General features: G+C 73.7%; 28 protein-coding genes. 16 read left to right on the top strand and 12 right to left on the bottom strand.

Annotated features, from left to right (window positions below; translation table 11 throughout):
• Position 1: 1 nt before the first annotated feature.
• Entirely contained in the window at positions 2 to 1,225 is a 1,224-nt protein-coding gene (gene ilvA / locus ACH436_RS08335) for a threonine ammonia-lyase (protein WP_430559729.1), read from the top strand.
• Between the two features lie 16 nt (positions 1,226 to 1,241).
• Here the strand turns inward: ilvA and ACH436_RS08340 are convergent, their stop codons facing one another.
• Positions 1,242 to 2,087: a helix-turn-helix domain-containing protein gene (locus ACH436_RS08340; protein WP_430559730.1), complete on the bottom strand. Its 846-nt coding sequence runs from the start codon at positions 2,085 to 2,087 to the stop codon at positions 1,242 to 1,244.
• A gap of 89 nt (positions 2,088 to 2,176) precedes the next feature.
• Here ACH436_RS08340 and melA point away from each other — a divergent pair, with 89 nt between their 5' ends.
• The 7 genes from melA (at position 2,177) to ACH436_RS08375 (ending at position 8,991) form a co-directional block, all read left to right on the top strand.
• On the top strand, positions 2,177 to 3,592 hold the full coding sequence (gene melA, locus ACH436_RS08345) for an alpha-galactosidase (protein ID WP_430559731.1): 1,416 nt from the start codon (positions 2,177 to 2,179) through the stop codon (positions 3,590 to 3,592).
• A gap of 95 nt (positions 3,593 to 3,687) precedes the next feature.
• On the top strand, positions 3,688 to 5,001 hold the full coding sequence (locus ACH436_RS08350) for an ABC transporter substrate-binding protein (protein ID WP_430559732.1): 1,314 nt from the start codon (positions 3,688 to 3,690) through the stop codon (positions 4,999 to 5,001).
• Positions 5,002 to 5,071: 70 nt separating this feature from the next.
• A complete protein-coding gene (locus ACH436_RS08355; protein ID WP_430559733.1) occupies positions 5,072 to 5,962 on the top strand; it encodes a carbohydrate ABC transporter permease in 891 nt (296 codons plus the stop codon).
• Positions 5,959 to 6,855, top strand: coding sequence for a carbohydrate ABC transporter permease (locus ACH436_RS08360; protein ID WP_430559734.1), 897 nt, complete (start codon positions 5,959 to 5,961; stop codon positions 6,853 to 6,855). Before ACH436_RS08355 ends, ACH436_RS08360 begins: the two co-directional genes overlap by 4 nt.
• A 98-nt stretch (positions 6,856 to 6,953) precedes the next feature.
• Positions 6,954 to 7,331, top strand: a complete 378-nt coding sequence (locus ACH436_RS08365; protein ID WP_430559735.1) for a YciI family protein — start codon at positions 6,954 to 6,956, stop codon at positions 7,329 to 7,331.
• On the top strand, positions 7,331 to 7,675 hold the full coding sequence (locus tag ACH436_RS08370; protein WP_430559884.1) for a YciI family protein: 345 nt from the start codon (positions 7,331 to 7,333) through the stop codon (positions 7,673 to 7,675). Before ACH436_RS08365 ends, ACH436_RS08370 begins: the two co-directional genes overlap by 1 nt.
• Entirely contained in the window at positions 7,672 to 8,991 is a 1,320-nt protein-coding gene (locus ACH436_RS08375) for an RNA polymerase sigma factor (protein ID WP_430559736.1), read from the top strand. Before ACH436_RS08370 ends, ACH436_RS08375 begins: the two co-directional genes overlap by 4 nt.
• A 61-nt stretch (positions 8,992 to 9,052) precedes the next feature.
• Here the strand turns inward: ACH436_RS08375 and ACH436_RS08380 are convergent, their stop codons facing one another.
• The 5 genes from ACH436_RS08380 to ACH436_RS08400 all read right to left on the bottom strand — a co-directional run bounded on the left by ACH436_RS08380 (position 9,053) and on the right by ACH436_RS08400 (position 12,970).
• A complete protein-coding gene (locus ACH436_RS08380; protein WP_430546779.1) occupies positions 9,053 to 9,457 on the bottom strand; it encodes an ectoine synthase in 405 nt (134 codons plus the stop codon).
• Between the two features lie 62 nt (positions 9,458 to 9,519).
• Complete coding sequence (ectB, locus tag ACH436_RS08385; protein ID WP_430559737.1) at positions 9,520 to 10,818, bottom strand: diaminobutyrate--2-oxoglutarate transaminase; 1,299 nt, start codon at positions 10,816 to 10,818, stop codon at positions 9,520 to 9,522.
• A 118-nt stretch (positions 10,819 to 10,936) separates the two neighbouring features.
• A complete protein-coding gene (gene ectA / locus ACH436_RS08390; RefSeq protein WP_430559738.1) occupies positions 10,937 to 11,560 on the bottom strand; it encodes a diaminobutyrate acetyltransferase in 624 nt (207 codons plus the stop codon).
• A gap of 284 nt (positions 11,561 to 11,844) precedes the next feature.
• A complete protein-coding gene (gene greA / locus ACH436_RS08395; protein WP_429764557.1) occupies positions 11,845 to 12,327 on the bottom strand; it encodes a transcription elongation factor GreA in 483 nt (160 codons plus the stop codon).
• Between the two features lie 211 nt (positions 12,328 to 12,538).
• On the bottom strand, positions 12,539 to 12,970 hold the full coding sequence (locus ACH436_RS08400; protein WP_430559739.1) for a DUF4307 domain-containing protein: 432 nt from the start codon (positions 12,968 to 12,970) through the stop codon (positions 12,539 to 12,541).
• Positions 12,971 to 13,077: 107 nt separating this feature from the next.
• Between ACH436_RS08400 and mca the strand changes: the two genes are divergently transcribed.
• Genes mca through ACH436_RS08415 form a run of 3 tightly spaced genes read left to right on the top strand, consistent with a single transcriptional unit; the run spans position 13,078 to position 15,274 of the window.
• On the top strand, positions 13,078 to 13,953 hold the full coding sequence (gene mca / locus ACH436_RS08405) for a mycothiol conjugate amidase Mca (RefSeq protein ID WP_430559885.1): 876 nt from the start codon (positions 13,078 to 13,080) through the stop codon (positions 13,951 to 13,953).
• Positions 13,950 to 14,312: a hypothetical protein gene (locus ACH436_RS08410; protein WP_430559740.1), complete on the top strand. Its 363-nt coding sequence runs from the start codon at positions 13,950 to 13,952 to the stop codon at positions 14,310 to 14,312. The genes mca and ACH436_RS08410 overlap by 4 nt, the downstream gene beginning before the upstream one ends.
• A gap of 8 nt (positions 14,313 to 14,320) precedes the next feature.
• On the top strand, positions 14,321 to 15,274 hold the full coding sequence (locus tag ACH436_RS08415; protein WP_430559741.1) for a carbon-nitrogen hydrolase family protein: 954 nt from the start codon (positions 14,321 to 14,323) through the stop codon (positions 15,272 to 15,274).
• Positions 15,275 to 15,301: 27 nt separating this feature from the next.
• Here the strand turns inward: ACH436_RS08415 and ACH436_RS08420 are convergent, their stop codons facing one another.
• A complete protein-coding gene (locus ACH436_RS08420) occupies positions 15,302 to 15,985 on the bottom strand; it encodes a hemolysin III family protein (protein ID WP_430559886.1) in 684 nt (227 codons plus the stop codon).
• A gap of 345 nt (positions 15,986 to 16,330) precedes the next feature.
• Here ACH436_RS08420 and ACH436_RS08425 point away from each other — a divergent pair, with 345 nt between their 5' ends.
• The 4 genes from ACH436_RS08425 to hemQ all read left to right on the top strand — a co-directional run bounded on the left by ACH436_RS08425 (position 16,331) and on the right by hemQ (position 19,731).
• Positions 16,331 to 17,092, top strand: a complete 762-nt coding sequence (locus tag ACH436_RS08425; protein ID WP_430559742.1) for an isoprenyl transferase — start codon at positions 16,331 to 16,333, stop codon at positions 17,090 to 17,092.
• Positions 17,093 to 17,161: 69 nt separating this feature from the next.
• Positions 17,162 to 17,686: a MarR family winged helix-turn-helix transcriptional regulator gene (locus ACH436_RS08430; RefSeq protein ID WP_430559743.1), complete on the top strand. Its 525-nt coding sequence runs from the start codon at positions 17,162 to 17,164 to the stop codon at positions 17,684 to 17,686.
• Between the two features lie 115 nt (positions 17,687 to 17,801).
• On the top strand, positions 17,802 to 18,947 hold the full coding sequence (locus ACH436_RS08435) for a ferrochelatase (RefSeq protein WP_430559744.1): 1,146 nt from the start codon (positions 17,802 to 17,804) through the stop codon (positions 18,945 to 18,947).
• 19 nt (positions 18,948 to 18,966) lie between these two features.
• Complete coding sequence (gene hemQ / locus ACH436_RS08440; protein WP_430559745.1) at positions 18,967 to 19,731, top strand: hydrogen peroxide-dependent heme synthase; 765 nt, start codon at positions 18,967 to 18,969, stop codon at positions 19,729 to 19,731.
• A 114-nt stretch (positions 19,732 to 19,845) separates the two neighbouring features.
• Here the strand turns inward: hemQ and ACH436_RS08445 are convergent, their stop codons facing one another.
• From ACH436_RS08445 to ACH436_RS08455, 3 genes are all read right to left on the bottom strand, one after another.
• Complete coding sequence (locus ACH436_RS08445) at positions 19,846 to 20,712, bottom strand: putative protein N(5)-glutamine methyltransferase (protein ID WP_430559746.1); 867 nt, start codon at positions 20,710 to 20,712, stop codon at positions 19,846 to 19,848.
• Between the two features lie 89 nt (positions 20,713 to 20,801).
• Positions 20,802 to 22,106 (bottom strand): Glu/Leu/Phe/Val dehydrogenase, encoded by a 1,305-nt coding sequence (locus ACH436_RS08450; protein ID WP_430559747.1) that lies wholly within the window; start codon positions 22,104 to 22,106, stop codon positions 20,802 to 20,804.
• 280 nt (positions 22,107 to 22,386) lie between these two features.
• A complete protein-coding gene (locus ACH436_RS08455) occupies positions 22,387 to 22,980 on the bottom strand; it encodes a biotin transporter BioY (protein WP_430559748.1) in 594 nt (197 codons plus the stop codon).
• A gap of 204 nt (positions 22,981 to 23,184) precedes the next feature.
• On the opposite strand from ACH436_RS08455, the gene ACH436_RS08460 reads away from it, so the two are divergent.
• Complete coding sequence (locus ACH436_RS08460; protein ID WP_430559749.1) at positions 23,185 to 24,477, top strand: Nramp family divalent metal transporter; 1,293 nt, start codon at positions 23,185 to 23,187, stop codon at positions 24,475 to 24,477.
• Between the two features lie 45 nt (positions 24,478 to 24,522).
• On the opposite strand, the gene ACH436_RS08465 is transcribed toward ACH436_RS08460, so the two are convergent.
• Both ACH436_RS08465 and ACH436_RS08470 read right to left on the bottom strand, forming a co-directional pair.
• Positions 24,523 to 24,744, bottom strand: a complete 222-nt coding sequence (locus ACH436_RS08465) for a hypothetical protein (protein WP_430559750.1) — start codon at positions 24,742 to 24,744, stop codon at positions 24,523 to 24,525.
• 10 nt (positions 24,745 to 24,754) lie between these two features.
• Entirely contained in the window at positions 24,755 to 25,615 is an 861-nt protein-coding gene (locus tag ACH436_RS08470; RefSeq protein WP_430559751.1) for a helix-turn-helix domain-containing protein, read from the bottom strand.
• Positions 25,616 to 25,657 lie beyond the last annotated feature (42 nt).

Raw genomic sequence — 25,657 nt, forward strand, 5'->3', positions numbered from 1 at the left:
AGTGGCAGGACACCCCCCGATCGACCGCGTCACCCTCGAGGACGTCCGCGCCGCCGCGGCCCTCCTGGACGGCGTCATCACGCGCACCCCGGTGCAGGCGTTCCGTGCGATGTCCGAGGTGGCGGGCGCTCCCGTCGTCCTCAAGTGCGAGAACCTGCAGCGCGCGGGCTCGTTCAAGATCCGCGGGGCGTACACGCGCCTGAGCCGGATGTCCGACGAGGAGAAGGCGCGCGGCGTCGTCGCGGCCAGCGCCGGCAACCACGCGCAGGGCGTGGCGCTCGCCGCCCAGATGCTCGGCATCCACGCCATCGTCTACATGCCCGTGGACGCCTCCGTGCCCAAGCTGCGCGCCACGCGCGGCTACGGCGCCGAGGTGCGGCAGGTCGGCGAGTCCGTGGACGACGCGCTGGTCGCCGCCCGCGCGGAGGCCGCCCGCTCCGGGCGCACGCTCATCCACCCGTTCGACCACCTCGACGTCGTCACCGGGCAGGGCACGGTGGCGCTCGAGATCCTCGAGCAGGTGCCCGACGTCGGCACGGTCGTCGTGCCCCTGGGCGGCGGCGGCCTGGTCGCGGGCATCGCGACGGTGCTCGCCGAGGCGGCACCCCACGTCAAGGTGGTCGGCGTGCAGGCGGAGACGGCCGCCGCGTACCCGGAGTCCCTCGTCGCGGGCCGCCCCGTGCCGCGCGCGCTCGGCGCGACGATGGCGGACGGCATCGCCATCGGCACCCCCGGCGACGTGCCCTTCGAGGTGCTCGCGCGCCTGGGGGTGGAGGTGCGGACCGTCTCCGAGGAGGAGATGTCACGCGCCCTGCTCCTCGTGGCCGAGCGGGGCAAGCTGATCGTGGAGCCCTCGGGCGCCGCGGGGGTCGCGGCGGTGCTCGCCGCCGAGCCGGGCTCGCTGCCCGGCACGATCGTGCCCGTCCTCACGGGCGGCAACATCGACCCGCTGCTCCTGCTGCGCGTCGTCCAGCACGGCCTCGTCGCCGCCGGGCGGTACCTGCAGCTGCGGGTGTGCATCGACGACAAGCCCGGCTCGCTGGCCGAGCTGCTCGACGTCGTCGCGCGCGCCGGCGCCAGCATCGTGCAGGTGGAGCACACCCGTACGGACACCACGCTCACCGTGTCGCAGGTGCTCGTGAACCTGCAGCTCGAGACCAAGGGCCAGGAACACTGCGAGGCCGTCGTCGAGCGCCTGCGGGCGGCGGGGTTCGCGGTCTCCTGACCTGGGCCGGGTCCCGTCAGCGCAGCGCGCGCCGGTAGTCCCCGGGCGCGCACCCGCAGATCTGGCGGAACGTGTCGTAGAAGCTGCTCTGCGACGTGAACCCCGCGGCGTGCCCCACCTCGACCGTGGTCGCGTCCGTCGTGATGAGCAGACGCTGCGCCTCCGCCACCCGGCACCGGGCGATGTACGTGCCGAGGGTGGTGCCCACGACCCGTTTGAACAGCGTCATCGCATGGCTGGGGCTGAGGTGCACCGCCCGCGCGACGTCCGACGGGGTGAGGGGCGAGCGGTAGTGCTCCGCGACGAACTGGGCCATCGCGGTGGCGCGCGCCGCCGCGCCCGACGGCTCCGGGCCGGCCGCCGCGTCGCGCCCGGGCCCGCTGCCGGCGGCCTCGGCGGCCGCGAGCGCCCGGCGCACGAACGCCTGCACCTCCAGCATGACGACGGCGTGCTCCGTCCCCGCGAGGACGTCGTGGTGCCAGGCCGCGAAGAGCGCGTCGACGTCGCGGGGCAGCGCGGCCGCGGGCACGACGACGGGACGGGCGCGCAGCAGCACGGCGATCCGCTCGGCCGGCAGGGCCCAGCCGAGCACCTCGGTGAGCGGCACGTGCACCCACGACACGGTGGACTCCACCGGCTCGGGGTCGACGAGCTGGTGGGGCGTGCCGCCCCAGAAGAGCGCCACCTCGCCCGCCTCGACCCGCAGCGTCGACCCGCCGAACAGGTACTCCAGGCACCCGGTGTGCACGAGGTTGAGCTCGAGGTCGTCGTGCCGGTGCGGGTGCTCCATCACGGGGGGCGCGCCTCGGCGCACCCACAGGGCGGCCTCCTCCAGGCGGACGTCGTCGACCGTCAGCGTCATGCGGGGATCCTAGGACGGTCGAAGGATCCCGGAAACCGGGGCGACCGATCCGGAGGATCGACCGCCATCCTCGGGCCTAGCGTCGCTGCATGGCTCATTCCCCGAAGATCACCATCATCGGCGCCGGCGGCTTCGTGTTCCCGTTCCGGCTCATCGGCGACCTGCTCAGCTTCCCGGCCCTGCGCGACGCCACGCTCTGCCTGATGGACCTCGACGCCGGCCGGCTGGACCGGGTGGCGGGCGCCGCGCGCGAGCTCGTGGACCACCACGGCCTGCCCACGGTCGTCGAGCAGACCACCGACCGCCGCGCGGCCCTCGACGGGGCCGACTTCGTCATCATCACCTTCCAGGTGGGCGGCGTGGACTCCTACCGGCACGACGTCGAGATCCCGCGCCGGTACGGCGTCGACCAGACCGTGGGCGACACCGTCGGCCCCGGCGGGGTGTTCCGCTTCCTGCGCTCGGTCCGCGCCTACCAGGACATCGCGGCCGACGCGCTCGAGGTCTGCCCCGACGCGCAGTTCATCAACTACGCCAACCCCATGGCCATGGCGACGGCGTACCTCAACGCCGTCGGGCTGCGCACCGTGGGCCTGTGCCACAGCGTGCAGGGCACCACGCGGATGCTCGCCCGCACCCTCGGCGTCCCCTACGACGAGGTGTCCTACCGCTGCGCGGGCATCAACCACCAGGCCTGGATCCTCGAGTTCCGCCGCGGCGGCGAGGACCTGTACCCGCGCCTGCGGGAGGTCATGCGCGAGCGCCACGTCCCCGGGCGCGCGGCCGCCGACCTGCTCGCCGACGACGGCGACCACTCCGACGCCGCGCTCGCCGCCAGCACCTACGAGGGCGGCAACGAGCAGGTCCGCACCGCGCTCATGAACCACTTCGGGTACTTCGAGACGGAGTCCAGCCACCACGCGTCGGAGTACGTGCCGTGGTTCCGCAAGGACGCCGACACCGTCCTGAGCTACATCCCGGAGCGCTGGGACTACTACGAGATCTGCTCCGCCCACGACGAGCAGGGCGACGTGGACGAGCAGCTCGAGCGGCTCAAGGCCGACCTCAGCCCGTCGGTCGAGTACGGGGCGTCGATCGTCAACGCCGTGGTCACGGGCGTGCCCGCCGTCGTCTACGGCAACGTGCCCAACGCGGGCCGGGTCATCACCAACCTGCCCGACGACGCGTGCGTCGAGGTCGCCTGCCTCGTCGACGCGAACGGCGTGCAGCCGACGTCGTTCGGGGAGCTCCCCCCGCAGCTCGCGGCGATCAACCGCACCAACGTCAACGTGCAGACGCTGGCCGTCCGCGCCGCCCTGACCGGCGACGTCGAGCACGTCCACCACGCCGTCGCGCTGGACCCGCTGACGGCCGCGCACTGCACGCTCGAGCAGATCCGGTCCATGACCGACGAGCTGCTCGAGGCGCACGCCGCGCTGCTGCCCGCCGCGCTGCGCCCGGCGTCGGCCCCCGCCCCGGAGCGGGAGGCCGTCCTGGCGCGCTGAGCGCCCGGGGTGCCCCGGCGACGTGGCCGGGGCACCCGCCTCACGGGGCCGCGCGCCGCGCCGTCCCGACATTCCCTCGACGAAGAGGAGACGACATGCCGACCCCTGCGGTGCCCGGCAGGCGCCCGGCCGTCCGCCGGCTGTCCCGGCGCAGCTTCCTGGCGGTGGCCGGGATCAGCGTGGCCGGGGCGCTCGCGGCGTGCTCCGGAGCCCCGACCGGCACCAAGCACCTGCGGCTGTCCTCGTGGAACATCCCGCTGGACCTGGAGTCCTACCAGGCGCTCGCCGACGAGTTCGTCGCCGCGCACCCGGGCACCAGCGTCGCGGTGGAGGTCACGACCGGGCAGTTCCACCAGTGGTTCATCACCCGGCTGGCCGCGGACCTGGCCCCCGACATCATTCGCATCACCCCGCAGCAGATCGGCCGCTACGCCGCCAACGGCAGCCTCGTCGACCTCACCGGCGCCGTGCCGCCGGAGTACCAGGACGACTGGTCGGAGCCGTTCTGGGCGATCGGGGCCAAGGCCGACGGCCTGTTCGGCGTCTTCCAGCACACCGACAACTTCATCACCTACTACGACAAGCGCGTGATCGAGCAGATCGGCGTCGACGTGCCGCAGACCCTCGACGAGGCGTGGCAGTGGGACGAGTTCCTCGAGATCGCCGCCGAGGCGCAGAAGATCACCGGCCGGTACGGCTTCGGCTACGGCTGGAGCGGCCCCGAGACGGCGTACCGCTGGATGCCGCTCGTCTACCAGAACGGGGGCGCGTTCCTCGGCGAGGACGGCGAGACGCCGAGCATGGACACCGACGCCGCCGTCGGCGCGCTCGACTTCGGCCGCCGCTGGTACGCCGACGGTCTCGTCTCGCCGGCGAACATGAGCAAGTCCGGCGGCGGCGCTGTCGGGCGCGACCTGTTCGCGACGGGGCAGACCGGGCTGCTGCTCGACAACCCCGAGGCGATCGCGGCCCTCGACGAGGCGCGGCCGGACGAGTGGGGCACCACGTACATGATCCGCAACGGGGGCGAGGCGTCCGACCTCGGCGGCAACGCGCTGGCCGTCACACGGTCCAGCAAGCACCCCGAGCTGGCGGCCGAGCTCGTCGCGTTCCTCACGAGCCGCACCAACGTCGCCGAGTTCTGCCGGCGCGGCAACTGGCTGCCCGCCCGCTCCTCGCTGGACGCGGCCGACATCGGCTACGACCGGCACGAGGCCACGATGCAGCAGTTCATCGACCAGGCCTCGACCATCCCGCTGTCCATGGTGCGCGCCCAGTCCGGCCCGTACTTCAGCTCGCTCAACTCGGTCTTCGCGGACTACCTCGACCTGTGCTTCCTCGGCGAGCTCACGCCCGCCGAGTGCGGCGCCCAGATGACGGAGGCGATGCGCAGTGTCACCACACGGTGAGACCCTCACGGCCCCAGGTGCTCCGGCCCGCGACACGGCGGGCGGGCCCGCGCCCAGGACCCGGTCGACGGTGCCCGACGGCGCTCCACCCCCACGACGCCGCGCGCGGTGGGCGCCGTACCTGTTCGTCGGCCCCGCCGCCCTGCTCTTCCTGGCGTTCTCGCTGGTCCCGATCGTCATCGCGGTCGCGCTGTCGTTCCAGGACACCGCGACCCTCGGCGAGGGCAGCTGGGTGGGCGCGGACAACTACCGCACCATGCTGTCCGACCCGCTGCTGCGCACGGCGCTGCTCAACACGGTGGTCTTCACCGTCGGCACGGTGCCGACGGCGATGGCGATCGGCCTGGCGCTGGCCGTCGCGCTCAACCGCCCGCTGCCCGGCCGGGGCCTGCTGCGGGCGCTGTTCTTCGTGCCGATGGTCGCCGCCGGCGTCGTCGTCGGCGTGATCATGTCGTGGATCTTCAACCCCGACTACGGCGTCGCGAACAACGCGCTCCGGGCCGTCGGGCTCGAGGGGCTGCCGTGGCTGACCTCGCCGCGCACGGCGATGCTCACGCTGGTGCTCGTCGTCGTGTGGACCCGCATCGGCTTCTGCATGGTCATCTACCTGGGCGCGCTGCAGTCGATCCCCTCCGAGCTGCGCGAGGCCGCCGCCATCGACGGCGCGAGCCGCTGGCAGCGGTTCCGGCGTCTCACGGTGCCGATGCTCGCGCCGACGACGTCGATCCTGCTCATCCTCAACGTGGTGTTCTCGCTGCAGGCCTTCGACGTCATCTACGTGATGACCGGCGGCGGCCCCGGCTTCTCCACCACCGTCCTCATCCAGTACGTGTTCCGCTCCGCATTCGCCGACGCCCGCATGGGCTACGCGGCGGCGCTCGGCCTCCTGCTCGTGCTGATCCTGCTGGTGTTCACGCTGCTGCGGCAGCGGGCGACGAAGAAAGCCGAGGAGCTCCTGTGACCGCCACCGCCGTCCCCGCCCGCCCCGCGCCGCCCGCGGCGCCCCGCCCCGGTCGTTCCCCGCGCGAGCGCAGGTCGTCCCGCCGCCGCTGGCTGCTCACCGCCGGGCTCACCGCCGTCGCGATCGTCGTCGTCTTCCCGCTGTACTGGATGGTGGTCTCGGCCCTCACCCCGGGCGGGCAGTCGCAGAGCAGCGAGTTCTACCTCTGGCCCGCCGCGCCGACCACCGGCAACTTCACCGAGGTCTTCGCGACGCAGCCGGTCTGGCACTGGCTCGGCAACTCGTTCCTCGTCGCCACGGTCGGCACGGCCCTGTCCGTGTGCGTCTCCCTCGGCGCCGGGTACGCCCTCGCGAAGTACCGGTTCCGCGGGCGCGGGCTGCTGTACGCCGTGTTCCTCGTGACGATCATGATCCCCATCCAGGTCACGCTGGTGCCGGCGTTCCTCGTGGTCGCGCGGCTCGGCCTGGTCGACTCGCCGTGGGCGGTGATCCTGCCGACCCTGTTCGACGTCGTCGGGATCTTCATCGCCCGCCAGTTCATGCTCGGCGTGCCGGACGCGCTCGTCGAGGCCGCGCGGCTCGACGGGGCGGGGGAGCTGCGCACCTTCTTCCGGGTGGTGCTGCCGTCGTGCGGGCCGCTGGTCGGCGTGCTCGTCATCCTCGGGTTCATGAACCGCTGGAACGACTTCCTGTGGCCGCTGGTCGTGCTGCAGGGCAACGAGAGCCTCACCGTGCCCGTCGGGCTCTCGACGCTGACGAGCAACCCGGCCTTCAGCTCGCCCTGGGGCGCTGTCATGGCCGTGGCGACCGTCGCCGTCGTGCCGCTGCTCGTCGTGTTCCTGGTCTTCCAGAAGACGTTCGTGCAGGGCATCGCGAGCACGGGGATCAAGTAGTCGTCGGCGAGGTGTCTGTCCGGGACGCTCCCGTTCGTCGTGCTCGTGTACACGGCCACCCGAGCCGTGCAGGATGAGACCGACCGAAGGAGATCGTCGTGCGCTACCTGATGCTGGTGCTGTCCACCCCCGAGGACCCGGAGCTGCGGCCGGACGACGCGGCGGGGGCGCCGCCCATCGAGGGGTGGGTGGAGAAGTACTACGGCAGCGGCGCCGCCGTGCTGGGCGACCGGCTCCGGCCGCCGGGCGACGCCGTCGGGGTGCGGGTGCGGGGCGGGCGGACGCTCGTGACCGACGGCCCGTTCTCGGAGACGAAGGAGGCCATCGGCGGGTTCGACGTCATCGAGGCGCCCGACCTCGACACCGCGATCACGATCGCGTCGGAGCACCCCGTGGCCCACGGGGGCGCCATCGAGCTGCGGCCGTTCTGGCCGCTGGGCCTCGACGGCGCCGGCGCGACGGACGGGGGCGCGTGATGCGCTACCTGCTGCTGGTGATCGAGCCCGACGTGCCCGACCGCGGGCCGGACGGCGACATCGAGGACTGGGTGCGCCGGCACGACGCCGACGGCTCGCGCGTGCTGGGGGAGCGGTTGCGCCCGGCCGCCGACGTGCGACGCGTGAGCGTGCGCGACGGCCGCACCCTGGTGACGGACGGACCGTTCACCGAGACGAAGGACGTCATCGGCGGCTTCGACGTCGTCGAGGCGCCCGACCTCTCCGCGGCGCTCGCGATCGCCGCGGAGCACCCCGGCTCCTGGGGCGGCGGCACGGTCGAGGTGCACCCGTTCTGGCCGACCGACGGGACCGCACCGGCGTGACGGCGCCGGCCGCCGCGGTCGAGGACGCCTTCCGCGCCGAGTGGGGGCGCGTCCTCGGCGCGGTGGCGCGCGCCACCGGCGACCTGGACCTCGCGGAGGAGTCCGCGCAGGAGGCGTTCGCGACCGCGCTGCGCACCTGGTCGCGCGACGGCGTGCCCGACCGGCCGGGCGCCTGGCTCACGACGACGGCGCGGCGCCACGCCCTGGACGTGCTGCGCCGACGCCGGGTCGAGGCGGACAAGAGCGTGACCGCCGCGCGGCGCGGCGAGCGGGTCGACGGGCCGGGCCGGGCCGCCGACCGCGTGCACGACGAGGTCGAGCGCGGCCTCGACGACGCGGGCTGGTCGCCCGACGACCCCGACGGCGACCTGGTGCGGCTGTTGTTCACGTGCTGTCACCCGGCCCTGCCGCTCGACGGCCGGGTGGCGCTCACGCTGCGGTCGCTCACCGGCATGACGACGGGCCAGGTGGCGAGGGCGTTCCTCGTGCCGGAGGCGACGATGTCCCAGCGGCTCGTCCGGACCAAGCGGCGCATCCGTGCCACCGGCATCGCGTTCCGGGTGCCGCCGCCGGGGCTGCTGGCCGAGCGCACCGACGCGGTGCTCGGCGTGCTCTACGTGCTGTTCACGGAGGGCTACGACGCCTGGGCGGAGCCCGCGGGCGACGTCGAGGGCTGTGCCGAGCGCCGGGCGCTGGCCGACGACGCCGTGCGGCTGACACGGCTCGCCGCCCGGCTCCTGCCCCGCGAGCCCGAGGCCCGCGGCCTGCTCGCCCTGATGCTGCTGCAGCACGCGCGCCGTGACGCCCGCAGCGGGGACGACGGCGTCGCGCGGACCCTGGCCGAGCAGGACCGCTCCCGCTGGCGCCGCGACGAGATCGACGAGGGGCTGGCGGTGCTCGACGCGGCCCTCGCGGCACGCCGGCCGGGGCCGTACCAGGTGCAGGCGGCGATCGCGGCGCTGCACTGCCGGGCCGCGACCGCGGGGGAGACGGACTGGGCGGAGGTGCTCGCCCTGTACGACGTGCTGCTCGACCTGGCGCCGTCGCCCGTCGTCGCGCTCAACCGGGCGGTCGCGGTGGCCGAGGTGCAGGGCGCGGAGGCGGGCCTCGTCGCCGTCGACGCCGTCGCGCAGGACCCGGCGCTCGCGGGCTACCACCTGCTGCCGGCGCTGCGGGCGGACCTGCTGACGCGCGCGGGCCGGCCCGCCGACGCCGTCGTCGAGCTGCGTCGTGCCCTCGACCAGGTCGACCGCGAGGGCGACAGGCGGCTGCTGCGGGCACGCCTGGCCGCCCTGGGCGGTGCGCCGCCGGCCTGAGACGACGCACGCCCTGCGGCCGGGTCGGCCACAGGGCGTGCGTCGCGCGCGTCGGACGTCGTCAGACCGCCGCGGCCTCCGGCTCGGTGACGAGCGGGTAGACGCCGTTCTCGTCGTGGACCTCGCGGCCGGTGACCGGCGGGTTGAACACGCACACGCACGTGATGTCGGTGCGGGGGCGCACCTTGTGCTTGTCGTGGTCGTTCAGCAGGTACAGCGAGCCGGGCTTGAGCTGGTGCACCTCGCCGGTGCCCAGGTCCTCGATCTCGCCCTCGCCGGACGTGATGAAGACGGCCTCGATGTGGTTGGCGTACCAGAAGAAGCTCTCGGTGCCGGCGTACAGGGTGGTCTCGTGCACGGAGAAGCCGACCCCCTCCTTCGCCAGGATGATCCGCTTCGAGCGCCAGTTCTCGCTCTTGACGTCGGCGTCGGTGTCGGTGATCTCGTCGAGCGTGCGCACGAGCATGGGGGTACCTCCGGTGGTTCGTGGTGCGGTGGTTCGGGTGGACGGGCCGTCGGCCGCGGGCGTCAGCCCAGGACGGCGGTGACCGACTCGCTGATGATCCGCAGCCCGCGCTGCAGCTCGTCGTACGTGATGGTCAGCGGCGGCAGCAGCTTGACGACCTCGCCGTCGGGGCCGGAGGTCTCCATGAGCAGCCCGCGGGAGAACGCCTCGTCGCAGATCCGGCCCGCGGTCTCGCCGTCCGGCGTCTGCAGGCCGCGCGCGAGGCCACGGCCCTTGGCCACCAGCACGTCGTCGCCGTAGCGGGCGACGAGGGAGTTGAAGTGCGCCTCGACCAGCGCGCCCTTGTCGATCGTCGCGGTCTCGAGCGTGTCGTCCGTCCAGTAGGTGCGGATCGCCTCGGCTGCCGTCGCGAAGGCAGGGGCGAAGCCGCGGAACGTGCCGTTGTGCTCGCCCGGCTCCCAGATGTCCAGCTCCGGGCGCACGAGGGTGAGCGCCATCGGCAGGCCGTAGCCGGAGATCGACTTCGACAGGCAGATGATGTCGGGCACGATGCCGGCCTCCTCGAACGAGAAGAACTTGCCGGTGCGGCCGCAGCCCATCTGGATGTCGTCGAGGATCAGCAGGATGCCGTGGCGCTTGCACAGGTCCGCCAGGCCGCGCAGCCACTCGGCGCGCGCGGCGTTGATGCCGCCCTCGCCCTGCACGGTCTCGACGATGACGGCGGCGGGCGCGTTGAGGCCCGAGCCGCTGTCCTCGAGCAGGCGCTCCAGGTACACGAAGTCGGGCACGTCGCCGTCGAAGTAGTCGTCGTACGGCATCGGCGTCGCGTGCACCAGCGGGATGCCGGCGCCGCCGCGCTTCATGGAGTTGCCCGTGACGGACAGGGCGCCCAGCGTCATGCCGTGGAACGCGTTGGTGAAGTTGATGACGGACTCGCGGCCCGTCACCTTCCGCGCCAGCTTGAGGGCCGCCTCCACCGCGTTGGCGCCGCCCGGGCCCGGGAACACGACCTTGTGGTCCAGGCCGCGCGGCTCGAGGATCACCTCGTTGAACGTCTCGAGGAACTCGCGCCGTGCCGAGGTGAACATGTCGAGCGTGTGCACCATGCGGTCGTCGGTCAGGTAGTCCAGCAGCACCTGCTTGAGCAGCGGGTTGTTGTGCCCGTAGTTCAGGGTGCCGGCGCCGGCGAAGAAGTCGAGGTACTCGGTGCCGTCCTCGGCGTAGACCGTCGCTCCGGAGGCACGGTCGAACACGACGGGCCAGGAGCGCGAGTAGCTGCGGACCTCCGACTCGAGGGCCGTGAAGCCCAGCGGGTCGTCGGCGGCGGACGCCTCGGTGGTGGGGACGGTCGGGGTTGTCACGAAGGACACTCCTTGAGGTGGTGCGCGCCGGTGCGGTGTTGTGGTGGAGAGGGCTGCGTCGTCACCTGCGCGCCGAACCGGCGCAGCCCGAGGTCTGGGGACCTGAGAGGTACGGACGTCAACGGGGAGGGCGGATGCCCTCGATCACCAGCAGCGGCTCGGCCTCGTGACCGTCCGGGAAGTGCTCGGCCTCGTAGCCCGTCGTCTCGCGCAGGGTCGCCCCCCGTGCGGCGGCCCACCGCGCGAACAGGCGCCGGGACGACGCGTTGTCCGTGGTGACGGTGGTGTGCAGCCGGGTGACGGCGGGGCCGCCGTCGTCCGGGGCCCCGTCGACGACGGCGTCCAGGAGCCGCCCGGCGACGCGCCGGCCGCGGGCCCGCGGGTCGACGGCGACCTGCCACACGAAGAGCGTGGCGGGGTCCGCCGGCAGCCGGTACGCGGAGACGAAGCCCACGGCGTCGCCCTCCGCGTCGGGGCCGTCAGGGCCGTCGGGGCCGTCGGGGAGGAACGCCAGGCGGCAGGTCGCGGCGAAGTGGTCCGCGAGCAGCAGGTAGGCGTAGGAGGAGTTGAGGTCGAGCGAGCCCGAGTCGCGCGCCAGGCGCCACATCGCGGCGCCGTCCGTCGTCGTCGGCGGGCGCACCGTGAGCCCCGCGAGGGGTGCGGTCGCACGGGACGACGCCGTGGCGTCGGTCGAGCTGTCGTCGGTCGAATGGTTGGTCGTTGCGGTGTCCGTCGTGTCCATACCGCCATCGACCATAGACGCATCGCGGGGGAAAGTTCACCTCCGTCATGACCATTCCTCGACCGAGGGGGCGCGACGGCGGGCCGTGGATCGTTGGCAGCGCAACGAAAGATCGTGTCGGCCATCGACGCATCATCGACAGCTCTGCAGATCTCCATGTGTCTCGTATCGTGAGACAAACGGCGGGTCGCGGCCGGTGGGCGCCCAGGGACGACGATGGGCGTGCCCGTCCGTGACGGGCACGCCCACGGCATGCGTCGGTTCCGGGCCGGGCCCGGCGGAGGTCAGCCCGCGAAGGGCGTGGCCTTGAGGATCTCGACCGGGATCTCGCGGCCGTTCGGCGCCGTGTAGGCCACCTTCTCGCCGATGCGGTGCCCGTCGATCGCGGCGCCGAGCGGCGACGTCGGCGAGTACACGTCCAGGTCGGTGGTGCCGGCGATCTCGCGGGAGCCGAGCAGGAACGTCATCTCGTCCCCGGCGACGACCGCGGTGACGACCATGCCGGCCTCCACGACGCCGTCGTCGGCGGGCGTGCCGATCTGCACGTGCCGCAGCTTCTCGGTGAGCTCGCGGATGCGGGCCTCGTTCTTCGCCTGCTCCTCGCGGGCGGCGTGGTAACCACCGTTCTCCTTGAGGTCGCCCTCGTCGCGGGCGGCGGCGATGCGCTCGGCGATCTCGGTGCGGGCGGGGCCGGAGAGGTGCTCCAGCTCGGCCTGCAGCCGGTCGTGAGCCTCCTGGGTGAGCCAGGTGACAGTGCTCTCGGTCACGAGGGCTCTCCTTTCGTGGTGCTCGATGGCCTGATTCGGCCGTGCGCGGGCGACCGACGGGCGTCGGCACGCGCGTCGGCTGGGCAGGACTGCGTGTGAATCCCTCAGGATAGCCCGGCGGGGCGCCAGAACCCAGGCCTGGGCCTCGGGAGGACGGCGAGGTTCCGGTCGGGAGGCCGCGAGGCGATACCGGGAGCGGCGTCGGGTGGCGTCAGGACGGGTCGACGACGTCGCAGGTCTCGACGACCGCGGTCGTGGCCTCCTCGGACGTGCGGACCGTGACGGAGTACGTGGACGTCTGCTGCTCGGCGGGCCCGACGGGCACGTCGAGCGTGCCGACCTGGGCATAGCTCTGCGCGAGCGCCTCGACCTCGCACACCGCCGTCGTGCCGGGCGGCATGTGCACCTGGAAGGTGACGTCCACCTGCTCGGCGTCGGGGACGTCGAAGCCCACCATCTCCACCGTCACCGGGTCCCGACGGGTCTGCTCGACCGAGAACCAGGCCGTCACGCCGACCGCCGCCGCGAGGACGGCGCCGATCGCCACCTTCGCCGCCGTCCCGAGCGGCCGTCGACCGTCCTGGCGACCGGGCTGCGCGCCGTACCGGTCGGAGGGGGGAGTGGGGCTGACGGGGTCGCTCATGGTGCACCATTGTCCCTGAACCTCGCAGCCGACCCGTCACCCCGGGAGGGACCTTGTCCTCCGCCCCCACCGCGCCGCCCACCCCGCGGCACGAGCCCCTGCGTCTGATGGCGGTGCACGCGCACCCGGACGACGAGTCCAGCAAGGGCGCCGCGACCACCGCGCGGTACGCCGCCGAAGGAGTCGAGGTGCTCGTCGTGACCTGCACCGGCGGCGAGCGGGGCGACGTCCTCAACCCGAGCTTCCAGGTGCCCGAGGGACACGAGTTCGACACGATCGAGGGCCGCCTGGCGGTCCGTCGCCTGGAGATGGCGGCCGCGGCGGAGGCGCTCGGCGTGCGGCAGACGTGGCTCGGCTTCGTGGACTCCGGCCTGCCGGAGGGCGACCCCCTGCCGCCCCTGCCGGAGGGCTCGTTCGGCCTCGTCCCGCTCGAGGAGGCGGCCGCGCCCCTCGTGGAGCTCGTGCGCGAGTTCCGCCCGCACGTGATGACGACCTACGACCCGTCGGGCGGGTACCCGCACCCGGACCACGTCAAGTGCCACGAGGTGTCGTTCGAGGCGTACCACGCCGCCGGCGACGCCTCCCGGTACGTCGTCGAGGGCGGGGCGGAGCCGTGGGAGCCGCTCAAGCTGTACTACAACCATGGCTTCTCGATGGCGCGGATGCGCGCCGTGCACGAGGCCATGCAGGGCGCGGGCCTGGAGTCGCCGTTCGGTGACTGGATCGAGTCGCGCGCGGCCCGGGAGATCCCCGAGCGGGAGGCGACCACGCGCGTCGCCGTCGCGGACTACTTCGCCCAGCGTGACGCCGCCCTCGTGGCGCACGCGTCGCAGATCGACCCGGCCGGGTTCTTCTTCGCCGTGCCGCGCGACCTCGAGGCCGACGTGTGGCCCACGGAGGAGTACGAGCTCGCGGACGCGCGCGTGCCGACGACGCTGCCCGAGGACGACCTGTTCGCCGGCCTGCGCGAGGGGGACCGATGAGCGCCGCCTGGACCGCGCTCCTCGCCGCCGTGCCCAGCCCCAGCCCCAGCCCGACCCAGGGCCCCGACGAGCTCCAGGTGACGCCCGGCCTGGCCGGCTTCGTGGCGACCTTCGCGGTGGCCGTGGCCTGCGTGCTGCTGTTCCTGTCGCTCACGCGGCACCTGCGCCGTGCGCAGCGCAACGCGGAGGACCAGGGCATCCCGCTCGAGGAGCCCAAGCACTTCGGGCTGGACGGCCCGGTGCGCCGCCCCGGGGACCCCGACGCGACGTCCGGCGGCGACACGTCGCGCGACGACGCGGGGGACGGCGCCGACGACGCGGGCAGGAGCGACGGCACGGACGGCGAGCCCGGGCGATGAGCTCCAGCGTGCGTGTCACGGTCGGCCAGCTGGCGATCACGGCCGACCACGACGCCAACCGCGAGGCGGTCGCGGAGGCCTTCCTCGCGGCCGGCCGCGTGGGGGCGGACCTGCTGGTGCTGCCCGAGTACTCCTCGGGCTACGACGCGCACGGCGTCGGGGTCGAGCACGCCGAGCCGCTCGACGGCCCGTTCGTCACCATGCTGCGCCAGCACGCCGCCCGGTACCGCGTCGCGGTGGTGGCGGGGACGACCCTGCCCTCCTACGGCCCGCCGTCCACGGGCACGGGGCAGCACCCGGCGGTGAGCGGGACGTTCCCCGCCGTCAGCGGCGCCTTCCCGACCGTGACGGGCTCGTTCCCGGCGGTCACGGGGTCGTTGCCCGCGATCACGGGGACGACGCCGACGGTGGGCTCGGCGCCCGAGCCGCCGACGCGCGCGTTCAACACCGTGGTCGCGGTCGACGCGGGGGGCGCCGTCGTCGGCGCGTACCGCAAGGTGCACCTCTACGACGCGTTCGGCAGCCGCGAGTCCGACCGGTTGGAGGCGGGCCCGCCCGGGGTGCCGCCGCTCGTGCTGCGCCTGGGCGGCCTCACCTTCGGGGTCGTCACCTGCTACGACCTGCGCTTCCCCGAGTCGGCGCGCCGGCTCGTGGACGCCGGGGCGGACGTCATCGTCGTCCCGGCGGCGTGGGTGGACGGTCCGCTCAAGGCGGACCACTGGCGCACGCTGCTGCGGGCGCGGGCGATCGAGAACACGGCCGTGGTCATCGGCGTCGGCATGGCCGGCCCGGGGCTCGTGGGGCGGTCGCTCCTGGCGGGTCCGGACGGCGTCGTCGGCCTCGAGCTCGACGAGACGCCGCAGGTGCGCACCGTGGACCTGGACCCGGAGCCCCTGGCGCAGGTGCGCCGGCAGAACCCGTCGCTGGCGAACCGCCGCTACCTCGTGGTGCCCGCGTCCTGAGCCCGCCGGGCGCCGCCCGCGGGCACGTCAGAGGGCGGCGAGGTAGATCGCGACGGTGTGGCAGGTGAAGCCCACCACGGTGAGCGCGTGGAAGATCTCGTGGAACCCGAACCAGCGGGGCGACGGGTTCGGGAACTTCGTGCCGTAGACGACGGCGCCGAGGATGTACGCGATGCCGCCCGAGGCGACCAGCCACGCGACGGCGGCGCCGCCCGCGGCGGAGAACTGCGGGATGTAGCCGACGGCCACGCAGCCCAGCGCCACGTAGACGGGCACGTACAGCCAGCGCGGCGCGCTCATCCACAGCACGCGCCCGACGAGGCCCAGGATCGCTCCGCCCCAGACGACGGCGAGGAGCACGGTGGCGGTGCCGCGCGGCAGCAGCATCACGGCCAGGGGCGTGTACGTGCCGGCGATGATGAGGAAGATGTTGGCGTGGTCCAGGCGCCGCAGGACGGCGGCGGTGCGGGGCGACCACCTCCCGGTGCCCAGGTGGTAGACGGCGCTGGTGCCGAACAGCATGACGGCGGTGACGCCGAAGATCGCGCAGGCGACCTTGTCGGCGGTGGTGTCGGCGAGGACGACGAGCACGATCGCGGCGGCCAGCGCCAGCGGGGCCGTCACGGCATGGATCCAGCCGCGCAGGTGGGGCTTGAGCAGGGCCGGCTTCCCGGCGGCCGCGGCCGACACGGTCTGCACGGCCTCGCCCATGACCCCCTTCGCCTCGCGGGCGACCTCCTTGACGTCGTCGACGTCGACCCGGTCGTGCCGGCGGCCGTGGGGCTGGGCGGCTGCTGCCACGGGTGCTCCTTCTCGGTCGAAACTAACCTACGCATCCGTAGGTTACGCCAGCGTAGGCGACGTGGTGCGGACGCGGCGACCTCGGGCGGTGAAGATCGTGCGCAGGGGTTGCGGGGCGTCCCGGTGCGTCGCCAGGCCCCGGACCTGCGGGTCTGCGGGAGCGGTACCGTTGACCCGCTCTCCGTCCGTCCCCGTCCCGCCGGGTGCCCGCGCCGTCGCGCGCCCGCGGTCCGGCCCGAACCCCCGAGGTCCCGCGTGCGCATGCCCCACCTGCTCTACGGCCTGTACGAGCGGCGCCTGGCCGCCTCGCTGCCGACGGCGCAGACGCCGCGGCACGTCGGCGTCATCCTCGACGGGAACCGGCGGTGGGCCCGCTCGTTCGGCGAGACCGCGGCCACCGGCCACCGGCGCGGCGCGGACAAGATCGCGGAGTTCCTGGGCTGGGCGGAGGAGCTCGGCGTCGAGGTCGTCACGCTCTGGATGCTGTCCACCGACAACCTCGCGCGCCCCGCGTCAGAGCTCGCCGACCTGCTCGACATCATCCGCGACGCGATCCAGGACCTCGCGGGGTCGGGGCGCTGGCGGCTGCGCGTGGTGGGCCGCCTCGACCTGCTGCCCGGCGAGCTCGCGGAGGCCGTGCGTGCCGCGGCGGAGGCGACGAAGCACGTCCAGGGCCTCCAGGTGAACGTCGCCGTCGGCTACGGCGGCCGGCACGAGATCGCCGACGCCGTGCGGTCCTACCTCAAGCAGGAGTCCGCCACGGGGGCGTCGCTGGAGGAGCTGGCCGAGCGGATCGACGTCGACGACATCGCCGCCCACCTCTACACCAAGGGCCAGCCGGACCCGGAGCTCGTGATCCGGACGTCGGGGGAGCTGCGGGTGGGGGGCTTCCTCATGTGGCAGAGCGCGCACTCGGAGCTGTACTTCTGCGAGGCGTACTGGCCCGACTTCCGGCGCGTGGACTTCCTGCGCGCCCTGCGCGACTTCTCCCGGCGGGAGCGGCGCCTGGGCCGCTGAGCCCCGGCGTCGCGCCGACCGCGCAGACATCGCCGGGCGTTCGTCGGAGGCCTGCGGCACACTGCCACGGTGACCCTGCCCGAGCCGACGCCGCCGTCCGCACGCCCGCCCGACCCCGAGAACCGCCCCACCACCGACGTCCGCCTCGCCGCCGAGGCCTGGGAGTCGCTGTTCCGGGCGCAGGTCACGCTCATGCGCCGGTTCCAGGCCGACGACATCTGGCACGACCTGTCGATGCGGGAGTACGACGTCCTCTTCACGCTGTCCCGGGCGCCGCAGGGAGAGCTGCGGCTGCGCGACCTCAACGAGGGGATGCTGATCGCCCAGTCGTCCCTGTCCCGCATGGTCGACCGGCTCGAGACGCGCGGGCTGGTGGCGCGGTCGGTCCCCGCCGACGACGCCCGCGGCACCCTCGTCCGCCTCACCGCGGAGGGAGCGCGGCGTCAGCGCGAGACGGGGCTCGCCCACGTCCGCACGATCGCCGAGTACGTCGGCCCGGCGCTGCCGCCCGACGAGCTCGAACGGATGCGGGACCTGCTCGACCGGCTGCGGCAGGCGCAGCCCGGCATCCCCGACAGGCCGTCGTCGGGCTGACGGAGCTCCCGAACGGGGACCGGGACGCGAGATGACAAGGCGTGCCTTCAACGTCACGTCGGGCAGCGGTCGTTCTCGTCGGGCCGGGATCCGAGCCGGTGCCATGATGTCAGTCATGTCGCTGACCCCCCAGTCGGCCGATGCCGGCCCCTACGACGCCCTGCTCCTGTACTCCTTCGGTGGTCCGAACAAGCCGGAGGACGTCGTCCCGTTCCTCCGCAACGTGACCGCCGGCAAGGGGATCCCCGACTCGCGGCTCGAGGAGGTCGGCGAGCACTACTACGGCTTCGGCGGCAAGAGCCCCATCAACGAGCAGAACCTCGCGCTGAAGGCGGCGCTCGAGGCCGAGCTCGCCGAGCGGGGCCTCGACCTGCCCGTCGTGTGGGGCAACCGCAACTGGGAGCCGTACACGACCGACGCGATCGACGAGCTGGAGCGGCTGGGCGCGCAGCGTGCCGTCGCCCTCGTCACCTCGGCCTACTCGTCGTACTCGGGCTGCCGCCAGTACCGCGAGGACCTCGCCGTGACGCTGCAGAAGCGCGGCCAGCTCGGCGAGGACGGCTCCACCGGCGTCCAGTTCGACAAGATCCGCTCCTACTTCAACCACCCCGGCTTCGTCGCGGCCAACGCGGAGGCCGTGCTCGAGGGCTACGAGGCGCTCGAGGCGAAGGGCGGCGACCCGGCCGCGGCGAAGCTCGTCTTCGTCACGCACTCCATCCCGGACACGATGGAGGCGGCGTCCCGCATCTCGCACGCGACCTACTCCGCCCAGCACCTCGACGTGGCCGCCGTGATCGCGGCCGTCGTCTCCGAGGTGCGCGGCCACGCAGTCGAGTGGGAGCTGGCGTACTGCTCGCGCTCCGGCCCGCCGTCGCAGCCGTGGCTCGAGCCCGACGTCAACGACCTGCTCACCGAGCGTGCCGGCGAGGGGCTCAAGGACGTCGTGCTGTCCCCGATCGGCTTCGTCTCCGACCACATGGAGGTGGCCTACGACCTCGACACCGAGGCCATGGCCACGGCCGCTGAGCTCGGCATGACGGCCGTGCGGGCCGGCACCGTCGGCACCCGCCCGGCGTTCGTGTCCGGCCTGGTGGACCTGCTCCTCGAGCGCGCGGCGATCGCCCGCGGCGAGGAGGTCACGGAGGAGACGGTCGGCGACCTCCCCGCGTTCCGCTCCGTGTGCGCCCCCGGATGCTGCCTGCGCCGCGACGGCGAGCCGAGCGGCGTGCCCGCCCTGTGCGGCGTCGACCTGAACTCCTGACCCGGACCGAGAGGACGTCATGACCGACAGCCACATCCACGGCGACACCGGCGAGACCGTCGACGCCGCCGCGATCAACGAGTCCATCCGGTACGCGATGATCGCGGTCTTCTCCACCGCCGAGCCGCTGCCCGCCGGGGACGCGGAGCGTGCCGAGCTCGCCGCCGAGGCGGAGGCGGCCCTGTGGGACGGCCAGCCCGACGACGCCCGCGACCCGGCCCGCGCCGAGGGCGACGTCGTCGTGCGCGGCGTGTACGACGTCGCCGGCCTGCGCGCCGACGCCGACCTCATGGTGTGGGTGCACGGGCCGTCCGTCGAGTCGGTGCAGGGCGCCTACCAGCGGCTGCGCGCCTCGCGGCTCGGGGCGTCGCTGGCGCCGGAGTGGTCGGTCGTGGCGCTGCACCGCGCCGCGGAGTTCAACAAGGGCCACGTCCCCGCCTTCCTCGCCGGCGAGCGCCCGCGCGACTACCTCTCCGTGTACCCGTTCGTGCGCTCGTACGACTGGTACCTGCTGGCCGACGACGAGCGCCGCACGATGCTGCGCGACCACGGCATGGCCGCGGCGGGCTACAAGGACGTCCGCGCCAACACGATGAGCACCTTCGCGCTGAGCGACTACGAGTGGCTGCTCGCGTTCGAGGCGGACGAGCTGCACCGCATCGTCGACCTCATGCGCGACCTGCGCGCCACCGAGGCCCGCCGCCACGTGCGCGAGGAGGTGCCGTTCTTCACCGGCCCGCGCGTCACCCTCGCCGACTGGGCGGAGAAGCAGCCGCGCGCCTGAGCGCGAGGTAGTTCAGAATCTGCCGAGGTAGTTCGAAAAATGCCGAGGTAGTTCGAGGACGACGGGCGGTCTACCGGCCGCCCGTTCACTCGAACTACCTCGGCATTTTTCGAACTACCTCGGCAGATTCTGACTCGCGCTCAGGGTGGCGACGACGACGGTGCCGCCGGTGGCGTCGTCGGCGTCCGGGTCCTCGTCGGTGACGACGGCGGCGCGCAGGCCGTGCGTCTCGACCAGCGCCGTCGCGCCCGCGACCTGGCCGGTGCCGACCTCGAAGAGCAGCGACCCGCCCGGCGTGAGCCAGCCGGGCGCCGCCGCGACGACGCGGCGCAGGACGTCGAGGCCGTCGGCGCCGCCGTCGAGCGCGACGGCGGGCTCGTGGTCGCGCGCCTCGGGCGGCATCGTGGCGATGGCGTCGGTGGGGACGTAGGGCGCGTTGCACAGCAGCAGGTCGACGCGGCCGCGCAGCACGGCCGGGACGACGGCCAGCAGGTCGCCCTCGTGCACCGCGGCGCCGAGCGGCGCCAGGTTGCGGCGGGCGTGCGCGACGGCGGCCGGCTCGACGTCGCTGGCGTGCAGCACGGGGTCGGCCCCGGCGGCGCGCAGGCCGAGCAGCACGGCCCCGCCCACCGCGCCGCACCCGCAGCACAGGTCGAGCACCGTCGCCGGCGCGGGGAGCGCGAGCGCCGCCGCGACCATCAGCTCCGTGCGGCGGCGGGGCACAAACACCCCGGGCCCCACCGACCAGCGACGGCCGGCGAACCCCACCCACCCGAGCACGTGCTCCAGCGGCTCGCCCGCGACCCGTCGTGCGACGAGCTCTTCGAGACGGTCGGCGTCGACGGCGTCCGGGACGGCGGCAGTTCCGGTTCGGCGCGGCAGTCCGAACTGCCGCGCCGAACCCGAAGTGCCGCGCCGAGCCGCCGGTTCGGGGTGCGTGGCCGCATCGAGCAGCAGCGCGGCCTCGTCCTCCGCGAACACGCAGCCCGCCGCCCGCAGCCGCGCGACCAGGGGAGCCAGGTCGTCGGCCGCGGGCGGCCGAGTGCCGGTGGGGTCCGTCCGGTCGGTGCTCAGGGGTACAGCCCCCGGATGCGGTGCGCCTCGGCGGTGCGCTGCACGCCGATGACCAGGGCGGCGTCGCGCAGCGACAGGCCCTCGCGCCCGGCGAGCGCGGAGACGTCGCCGTACGCGGACGTCATGCGGTGCTCGAGGCGGTCGGCGATCTCCTGCTCGGACCACCAGTACGTCTGGTTGGCCTGCACCCACTCGAAGTAGGAGACGACCACGCCGCCGGCGTTCGCGAGCACGTCCGGCACGACGGTGACGCCGTTCGCGGCGAGCACGCGGTCACCGTCGGTGGTCGTGGGGCCGTTGGCGCCCTCGACGACCCAGCGGGCGCGGACGGTCGCGGCGGTGGACCCGTCGAGTACGCCCTCGACGGCGGCGGGCACGAGGACGTCCACCTCGAGGCCGAGCAGGTCCGCGTTGGACAGCGGGTCGGCGCCGTCGAACCCGACGACGGTCCCGGTGGCCGTGACGTGCTCCAGGAGGCGGGGGAGGTCGAGGCCCGCGTCGTTGCGGAGCCCGCCGTACTGGTCGCTCACGGCGACGACGGTGGCGCCGCGGGCGGCGAAGATCGCCGCGGCGTGCGAGCCCACCTTGCCGAAGCCCTGCACGGCGACCGTCACGTCGGTCAGCGGGACACCGGCCTCGGCGAGCGCGGCGGCGGTGACGTGGACGATGCCGGCGCTGGTGGCCGTGCCGCGTCCGCGGGAGCCGCCCACGGCGAGCGGCTTGCCGGTCACGACGGCGGGGATCGTGTACCCGCGGTTGACGGAGTAGGTGTCCATGACCCAGGCCATGGTCTGCTCGTCGGTGCCCATGTCGGGCGCCATGACGTCGGTGTCCGGGCCGATCATCGGCATGATCTCGGAGGTGTACCGGCGGGTGACGCGCTCGAGCTCGGCGGTCGAGTAGTCGCGCGGGTCGATGGCGATGCCGCCCTTGGCGCCGCCGTAGGGCAGGTCGACGATGCCGCACTTCCACGTCATCCACATGGCCAGCGCCCGCACCTCGTCGATGTCGACGCCGGGCGCGTACCGCAGGCCGCCCTTGCCGGGCCCGCGGGAGATGTTGTGCTGCACGCGGAAGCCGTGGAACAGGACGGTCTCGCCGTCGTCGCGCCGCAGGGGCACGGCCACGTGGATCTCCCGGCGCGGGGTGGCGAGCATCCGGTGCTGGCCCTCGTCGTAGCCGAGCACGGCCACGGCGCTGGCGAGCTGGCTGTGCGCGGTGTCGAGCGGGGAGCCCGACCGGACGGCCGGGCGGTCGTCGAGGCGATCGAGCGGGGTGTCGGGCAGGGGGGTCGAGGTCATCGACGTCGTCGTCGTCACGGGTCCTCCAGGACACGGTGCCGGTGGCCCCGGGTGGGGGGCCGGCAGGGGTGGCGCGGCCCGGGATGGTGGGCCTCGGCGCCCACGGTAGCCCTTTCCGGGACGGCGTCGACGGGCGAAACCTGCGGCCTGGTCGAGCCGTGTCGCACCTCTGACCGGGCGTTGACCCGGGCCTGACCGAGCGACGCGACGTGCGTGCTGACTTGTTCCTCAACACTGAGGGTTGAGGAACAAGTCAGCACGCACGTCGCGGTTCTCCCGGTCAGCGCGCGAGGCGCCACGCGGTCGGCAGCAGGGCGGCGGCGAGCGCGGCCTTGAGGGCGTCGCCGGGCAGGAAGACGACGGCGCCGGTGAGCAGGGCGGTGCCGACGGGCATCCCGGTGCTCGCGGCGAGCCAGGGCACGCCCACGGCGTAGACGGCGAGGGAGCCGAGCGCGTAGGTGCCGACCGTGGACAGGACGCGGCGGTCGGCGCCGCGGCGGGCGAGCGAACCCACGACCACGGCCGCGAGGAGGAACCCGACGAGGTAGCCGCCGCTCGCGCCGGCGACGGACTCCCAGCCCGCCGTCGAGCCGGCGAACACCGGCAGCCCCGCGACGCCCGCGGTGAGGTAGACCGCCTGCGCGGCGGCCCCGCGCCACGGTCCGAGCGCGGCGGCCCCCAGCAGGACGGCGAACGTCTGGCCGGTGAGCGGCACCGGCAGCCCGGGCACCGGGATCACGACCTGGGCGGCCAGCGCCGTCAGGGCGGCCACGGCGACCACGAGCACGACGTCGCGGGCGAGCGCGCCGGGCAGCAGGTCCGCCAGGACGCGGCGCGGGCGGGCGGGGGAGAGGGGGAGTGCAGCTGCGGTCATGACGACGACGCTAGGGGCGCGCGGCGGGGCGGGTCACGCACCGGTGCCGCACGAGTCGAGGCTCGGTGTTTGTGCAGGTCGTACAGTCGCGGCGGGGAGAGGAGTGTGCAGCGCCCGTCCCCTTGTGGGAATCGTGCAACTCGAGCCCGCGACGCGCCCGAGGGGTCACAGGACCGAAACCTCCGTGCGGTAGCCTCCGGCGACATGGCTGACAAGGACGTCACACCCCTCGACCGCGACCTCGACCCCGGCACGGACGTGGAACGCCCACGCTGGCGGCTGGTCGGCCCGGGGCTGGTCGTCGCGGCCACCGGCATCGGCGCCGGGGACCTGGTGGCCACGCTCGTCGCGGGCAGCAAGTTCGGGTACACGCTGCTGTGGGCGGCCGTGCTCGGCGTCGTCATCAAGATCGTGCTGGTGGAGGGCGCGGGCCGGTGGTCGCTGGCCACGAACCGCACGATCTTCGACGGCTGGAAGTCGCTCGGCGCATGGGCCAGCGTCTACTTCGGCATCTACATCGTGGTGTGGGGCTTCAGCTACGGGGCCGCGGCGATGTCGAGCTCGGCGCTGCCGCTCGTCGCGCTGTTCCCGCAGGTCGACCTCATCTGGTTCGCCATCGCCATGGGGCTGATCGGCGCGGCCATCGTGTGGCTCGGGAAATACAAGATGTTCGAGGTCGTCATCGCCGTGCTCGTCGGCGTCATGTTCGTGACGATCGTCGGCTCCGCGGTGCTCACGGTGCCGAACCTCGGCCAGGTCCTCGGGGGCCTGGTGCCGCGCATCCCCGAGGGCTCGATCCTTTACACGCTGAGCCTCGCCGGCGGCGTCGGCGGCACCATCACGCTCGCGGCCTACGGGTACTGGCTCAAGGAGAAGGGCTGGCACACGCCGCGCTGGATGAAGGTCATGCGCATCGACAACGCGATGGCGTACGTGATCTCCGGCGTCTTCGTGATCTCCATGCTGATCGTGGGGGCGGAGCTGCTGTACTCCTCCGGCATCACCGTCGCCGACGGCGAGGGAGGGCTGGTCGACCTCGCCGACGTGCTCGCCGAGCGGTACGGGGCGTTCATGGCGCCGCTGTTCCTGATCGGCTTCTGGGCGTCCTCGTTCTCGTCGGTGCTGGGGGTGTGGAACGGCGTCTCGCTGATGTTCGCGGACTTCGTCGCGACCGCCCGGGGCCTGGCCGAGGACGACCCCCGCCGCAAGTCCGGCGGCACGTACTACAAGGCGTACATCCTGTGGCTCACGTTCCCGCCGATGCTGCTGCTCCTGCTCGACAAGCCCATCGCGCTCGTCGTCGCGTACGGCGCGCTCGGCTCGCTGTTCATGCCGTTCCTGGCGATCACGCTGCTCATCCTCATGAACTCCTCGCGGGTGCCGCAGCGGTGGCGCAACAAGCCGGTCACGAACGTGATCCTGGCGCTGGTGGCGCTGATGTTCGTCGTGCTGGGCGTGCAGCAGCTCGTCGAGGCGCTCGCCCCGGTCTTCGGCTGATCGTCGGTCGGAGCCTGTCGAGACCGCGCCGGGGTTTCGACAGGCTCAACCGCCGGAGGGGCGGCCGCTCCTGTGCTTCTTCAGCAGCGCCAGGGCCCACGACGCGACGAAGATCGCGGCGAGCAGCAGCGTCGTGAGCTCGTGGCGCCGGTCATGGGGCTCGAACAGGGCCGGGAGGGACACGACGAGCCCGGCTCCGCTCAGGGCCAGCACCACGATGATCGGCACCCCGGGCACCCGCGTCACGAACTCCCTGACGAACTGCATGGTGTACCTCTCAGGTCGGCCGCTGATCCGCCGCGGCGCGGGCGCGGCGCCGGAACGACGACGGCGTCTCGCCCGTGAGCCGCGCGAACGTGCGCGTGAACGACGGCTGGTCGTAGAAGCCGGCGGCCGCCGCGACCTCGGCCAGCGGGGTCGCGGTGGACGTCAGCAGGTGCGCCGCCCGGTCCACGCGGGTGCGCAGCACGAGCTGGCGCGGGGAGAGGCCGAAGACCTTGCGCACCCGGCGGTCCAGGACGGCGGGCGTGCTGCCCGACAGGCGCGCCAGGTCGGCCACCGACAGCGGGCCGCCCGGGGAGGCGTCGAGGTGCCGCTCGACGGCGGCCACCAGGCGGGCCATGGCGTCCATCGTCGCGTCGTCGGCGTCGCCCGAGCGCAGGTCCTGGGACACGGAGACCAGGCCGACGACGCGACCGTCGGCGTCGCGCACGGGCAGCTTCGCCGTGAGGAACCAGCCCGGCGTGCCCCCCACGCGGCGGATGAGCTCCAGCTCGTTGCGCAGCGGCCGGCCCGTGCGGAGCACCTCGGCGTCCTGCGCCTCGTAGCGCTCCGCCAGCTCCGGCACGAAGAGGTCGACGGCGCGGCGGCCCAGCACCTGGCGGCGCGAGCGCTCGTTGGTGCGGCGCACGAACACCTGGTTGACGGCGAGGTACCGGCCGTCGGCGTCCTTCGCGCAGAACATGACGTCGGAGAGCTCGTCCATGAGGTCCACCATCACGGGGGACAGGGCGGCCATGAGGGCGGCCGTGCCGGGCACGGCCGGGGGCGGCTCGGCGCGGTCGGCAGCGGCGTCGCCCGGGGTGCGCCCCGGGGTGTCGGCCGAGGTGCCGGTGGTGTTGTCGGAATCTGCGCCCATCGCGCGCCCGATCGTACAAGACGGGCCCCGGCGCGAGGGCGC

This window comes from Isoptericola sp. NPDC019693 (assembly GCF_044389085.1).
GTDB lineage: Bacteria > Actinomycetota > Actinomycetes > Actinomycetales > Cellulomonadaceae > Isoptericola.

Coding starts and splice junctions, on each gene's coding strand:
- ACH436_RS08340 (WP_430559730.1), bottom strand. CDS start 2,087: ATGACGCTGACGGTCGACGACGTCCGCCTGGAGGAGGCCGCCCTGTGG.
- melA (WP_430559731.1), top strand. CDS start 2,177: ATGGCTCATTCCCCGAAGATCACCATCATCGGCGCCGGCGGCTTCGTG.
- ACH436_RS08350 (WP_430559732.1), top strand. CDS start 3,688: ATGCCGACCCCTGCGGTGCCCGGCAGGCGCCCGGCCGTCCGCCGGCTG.
- ACH436_RS08370 (WP_430559884.1), top strand. CDS start 7,331: ATGCGCTACCTGCTGCTGGTGATCGAGCCCGACGTGCCCGACCGCGGG.
- ACH436_RS08380 (WP_430546779.1), bottom strand. CDS start 9,457: ATGCTCGTGCGCACGCTCGACGAGATCACCGACACCGACGCCGACGTC.
- ectA (WP_430559738.1), bottom strand. CDS start 11,560: ATGGACACGACGGACACCGCAACGACCAACCATTCGACCGACGACAGC.
- ACH436_RS08400 (WP_430559739.1), bottom strand. CDS start 12,970: ATGAGCGACCCCGTCAGCCCCACTCCCCCCTCCGACCGGTACGGCGCG.
- mca (WP_430559885.1), top strand. CDS start 13,078: ATGGCGGTGCACGCGCACCCGGACGACGAGTCCAGCAAGGGCGCCGCG.
- ACH436_RS08410 (WP_430559740.1), top strand. CDS start 13,950: ATGAGCGCCGCCTGGACCGCGCTCCTCGCCGCCGTGCCCAGCCCCAGC.
- ACH436_RS08420 (WP_430559886.1), bottom strand. CDS start 15,985: ATGGGCGAGGCCGTGCAGACCGTGTCGGCCGCGGCCGCCGGGAAGCCG.
- ACH436_RS08435 (WP_430559744.1), top strand. CDS start 17,802: ATGTCGCTGACCCCCCAGTCGGCCGATGCCGGCCCCTACGACGCCCTG.
- hemQ (WP_430559745.1), top strand. CDS start 18,967: ATGACCGACAGCCACATCCACGGCGACACCGGCGAGACCGTCGACGCC.
- ACH436_RS08450 (WP_430559747.1), bottom strand. CDS start 22,106: ATGACCTCGACCCCCCTGCCCGACACCCCGCTCGATCGCCTCGACGAC.
- ACH436_RS08455 (WP_430559748.1), bottom strand. CDS start 22,980: ATGACCGCAGCTGCACTCCCCCTCTCCCCCGCCCGCCCGCGCCGCGTC.
- ACH436_RS08460 (WP_430559749.1), top strand. CDS start 23,185: ATGGCTGACAAGGACGTCACACCCCTCGACCGCGACCTCGACCCCGGC.
- ACH436_RS08465 (WP_430559750.1), bottom strand. CDS start 24,744: ATGCAGTTCGTCAGGGAGTTCGTGACGCGGGTGCCCGGGGTGCCGATC.
- ACH436_RS08470 (WP_430559751.1), bottom strand. CDS start 25,615: ATGGGCGCAGATTCCGACAACACCACCGGCACCTCGGCCGACACCCCG.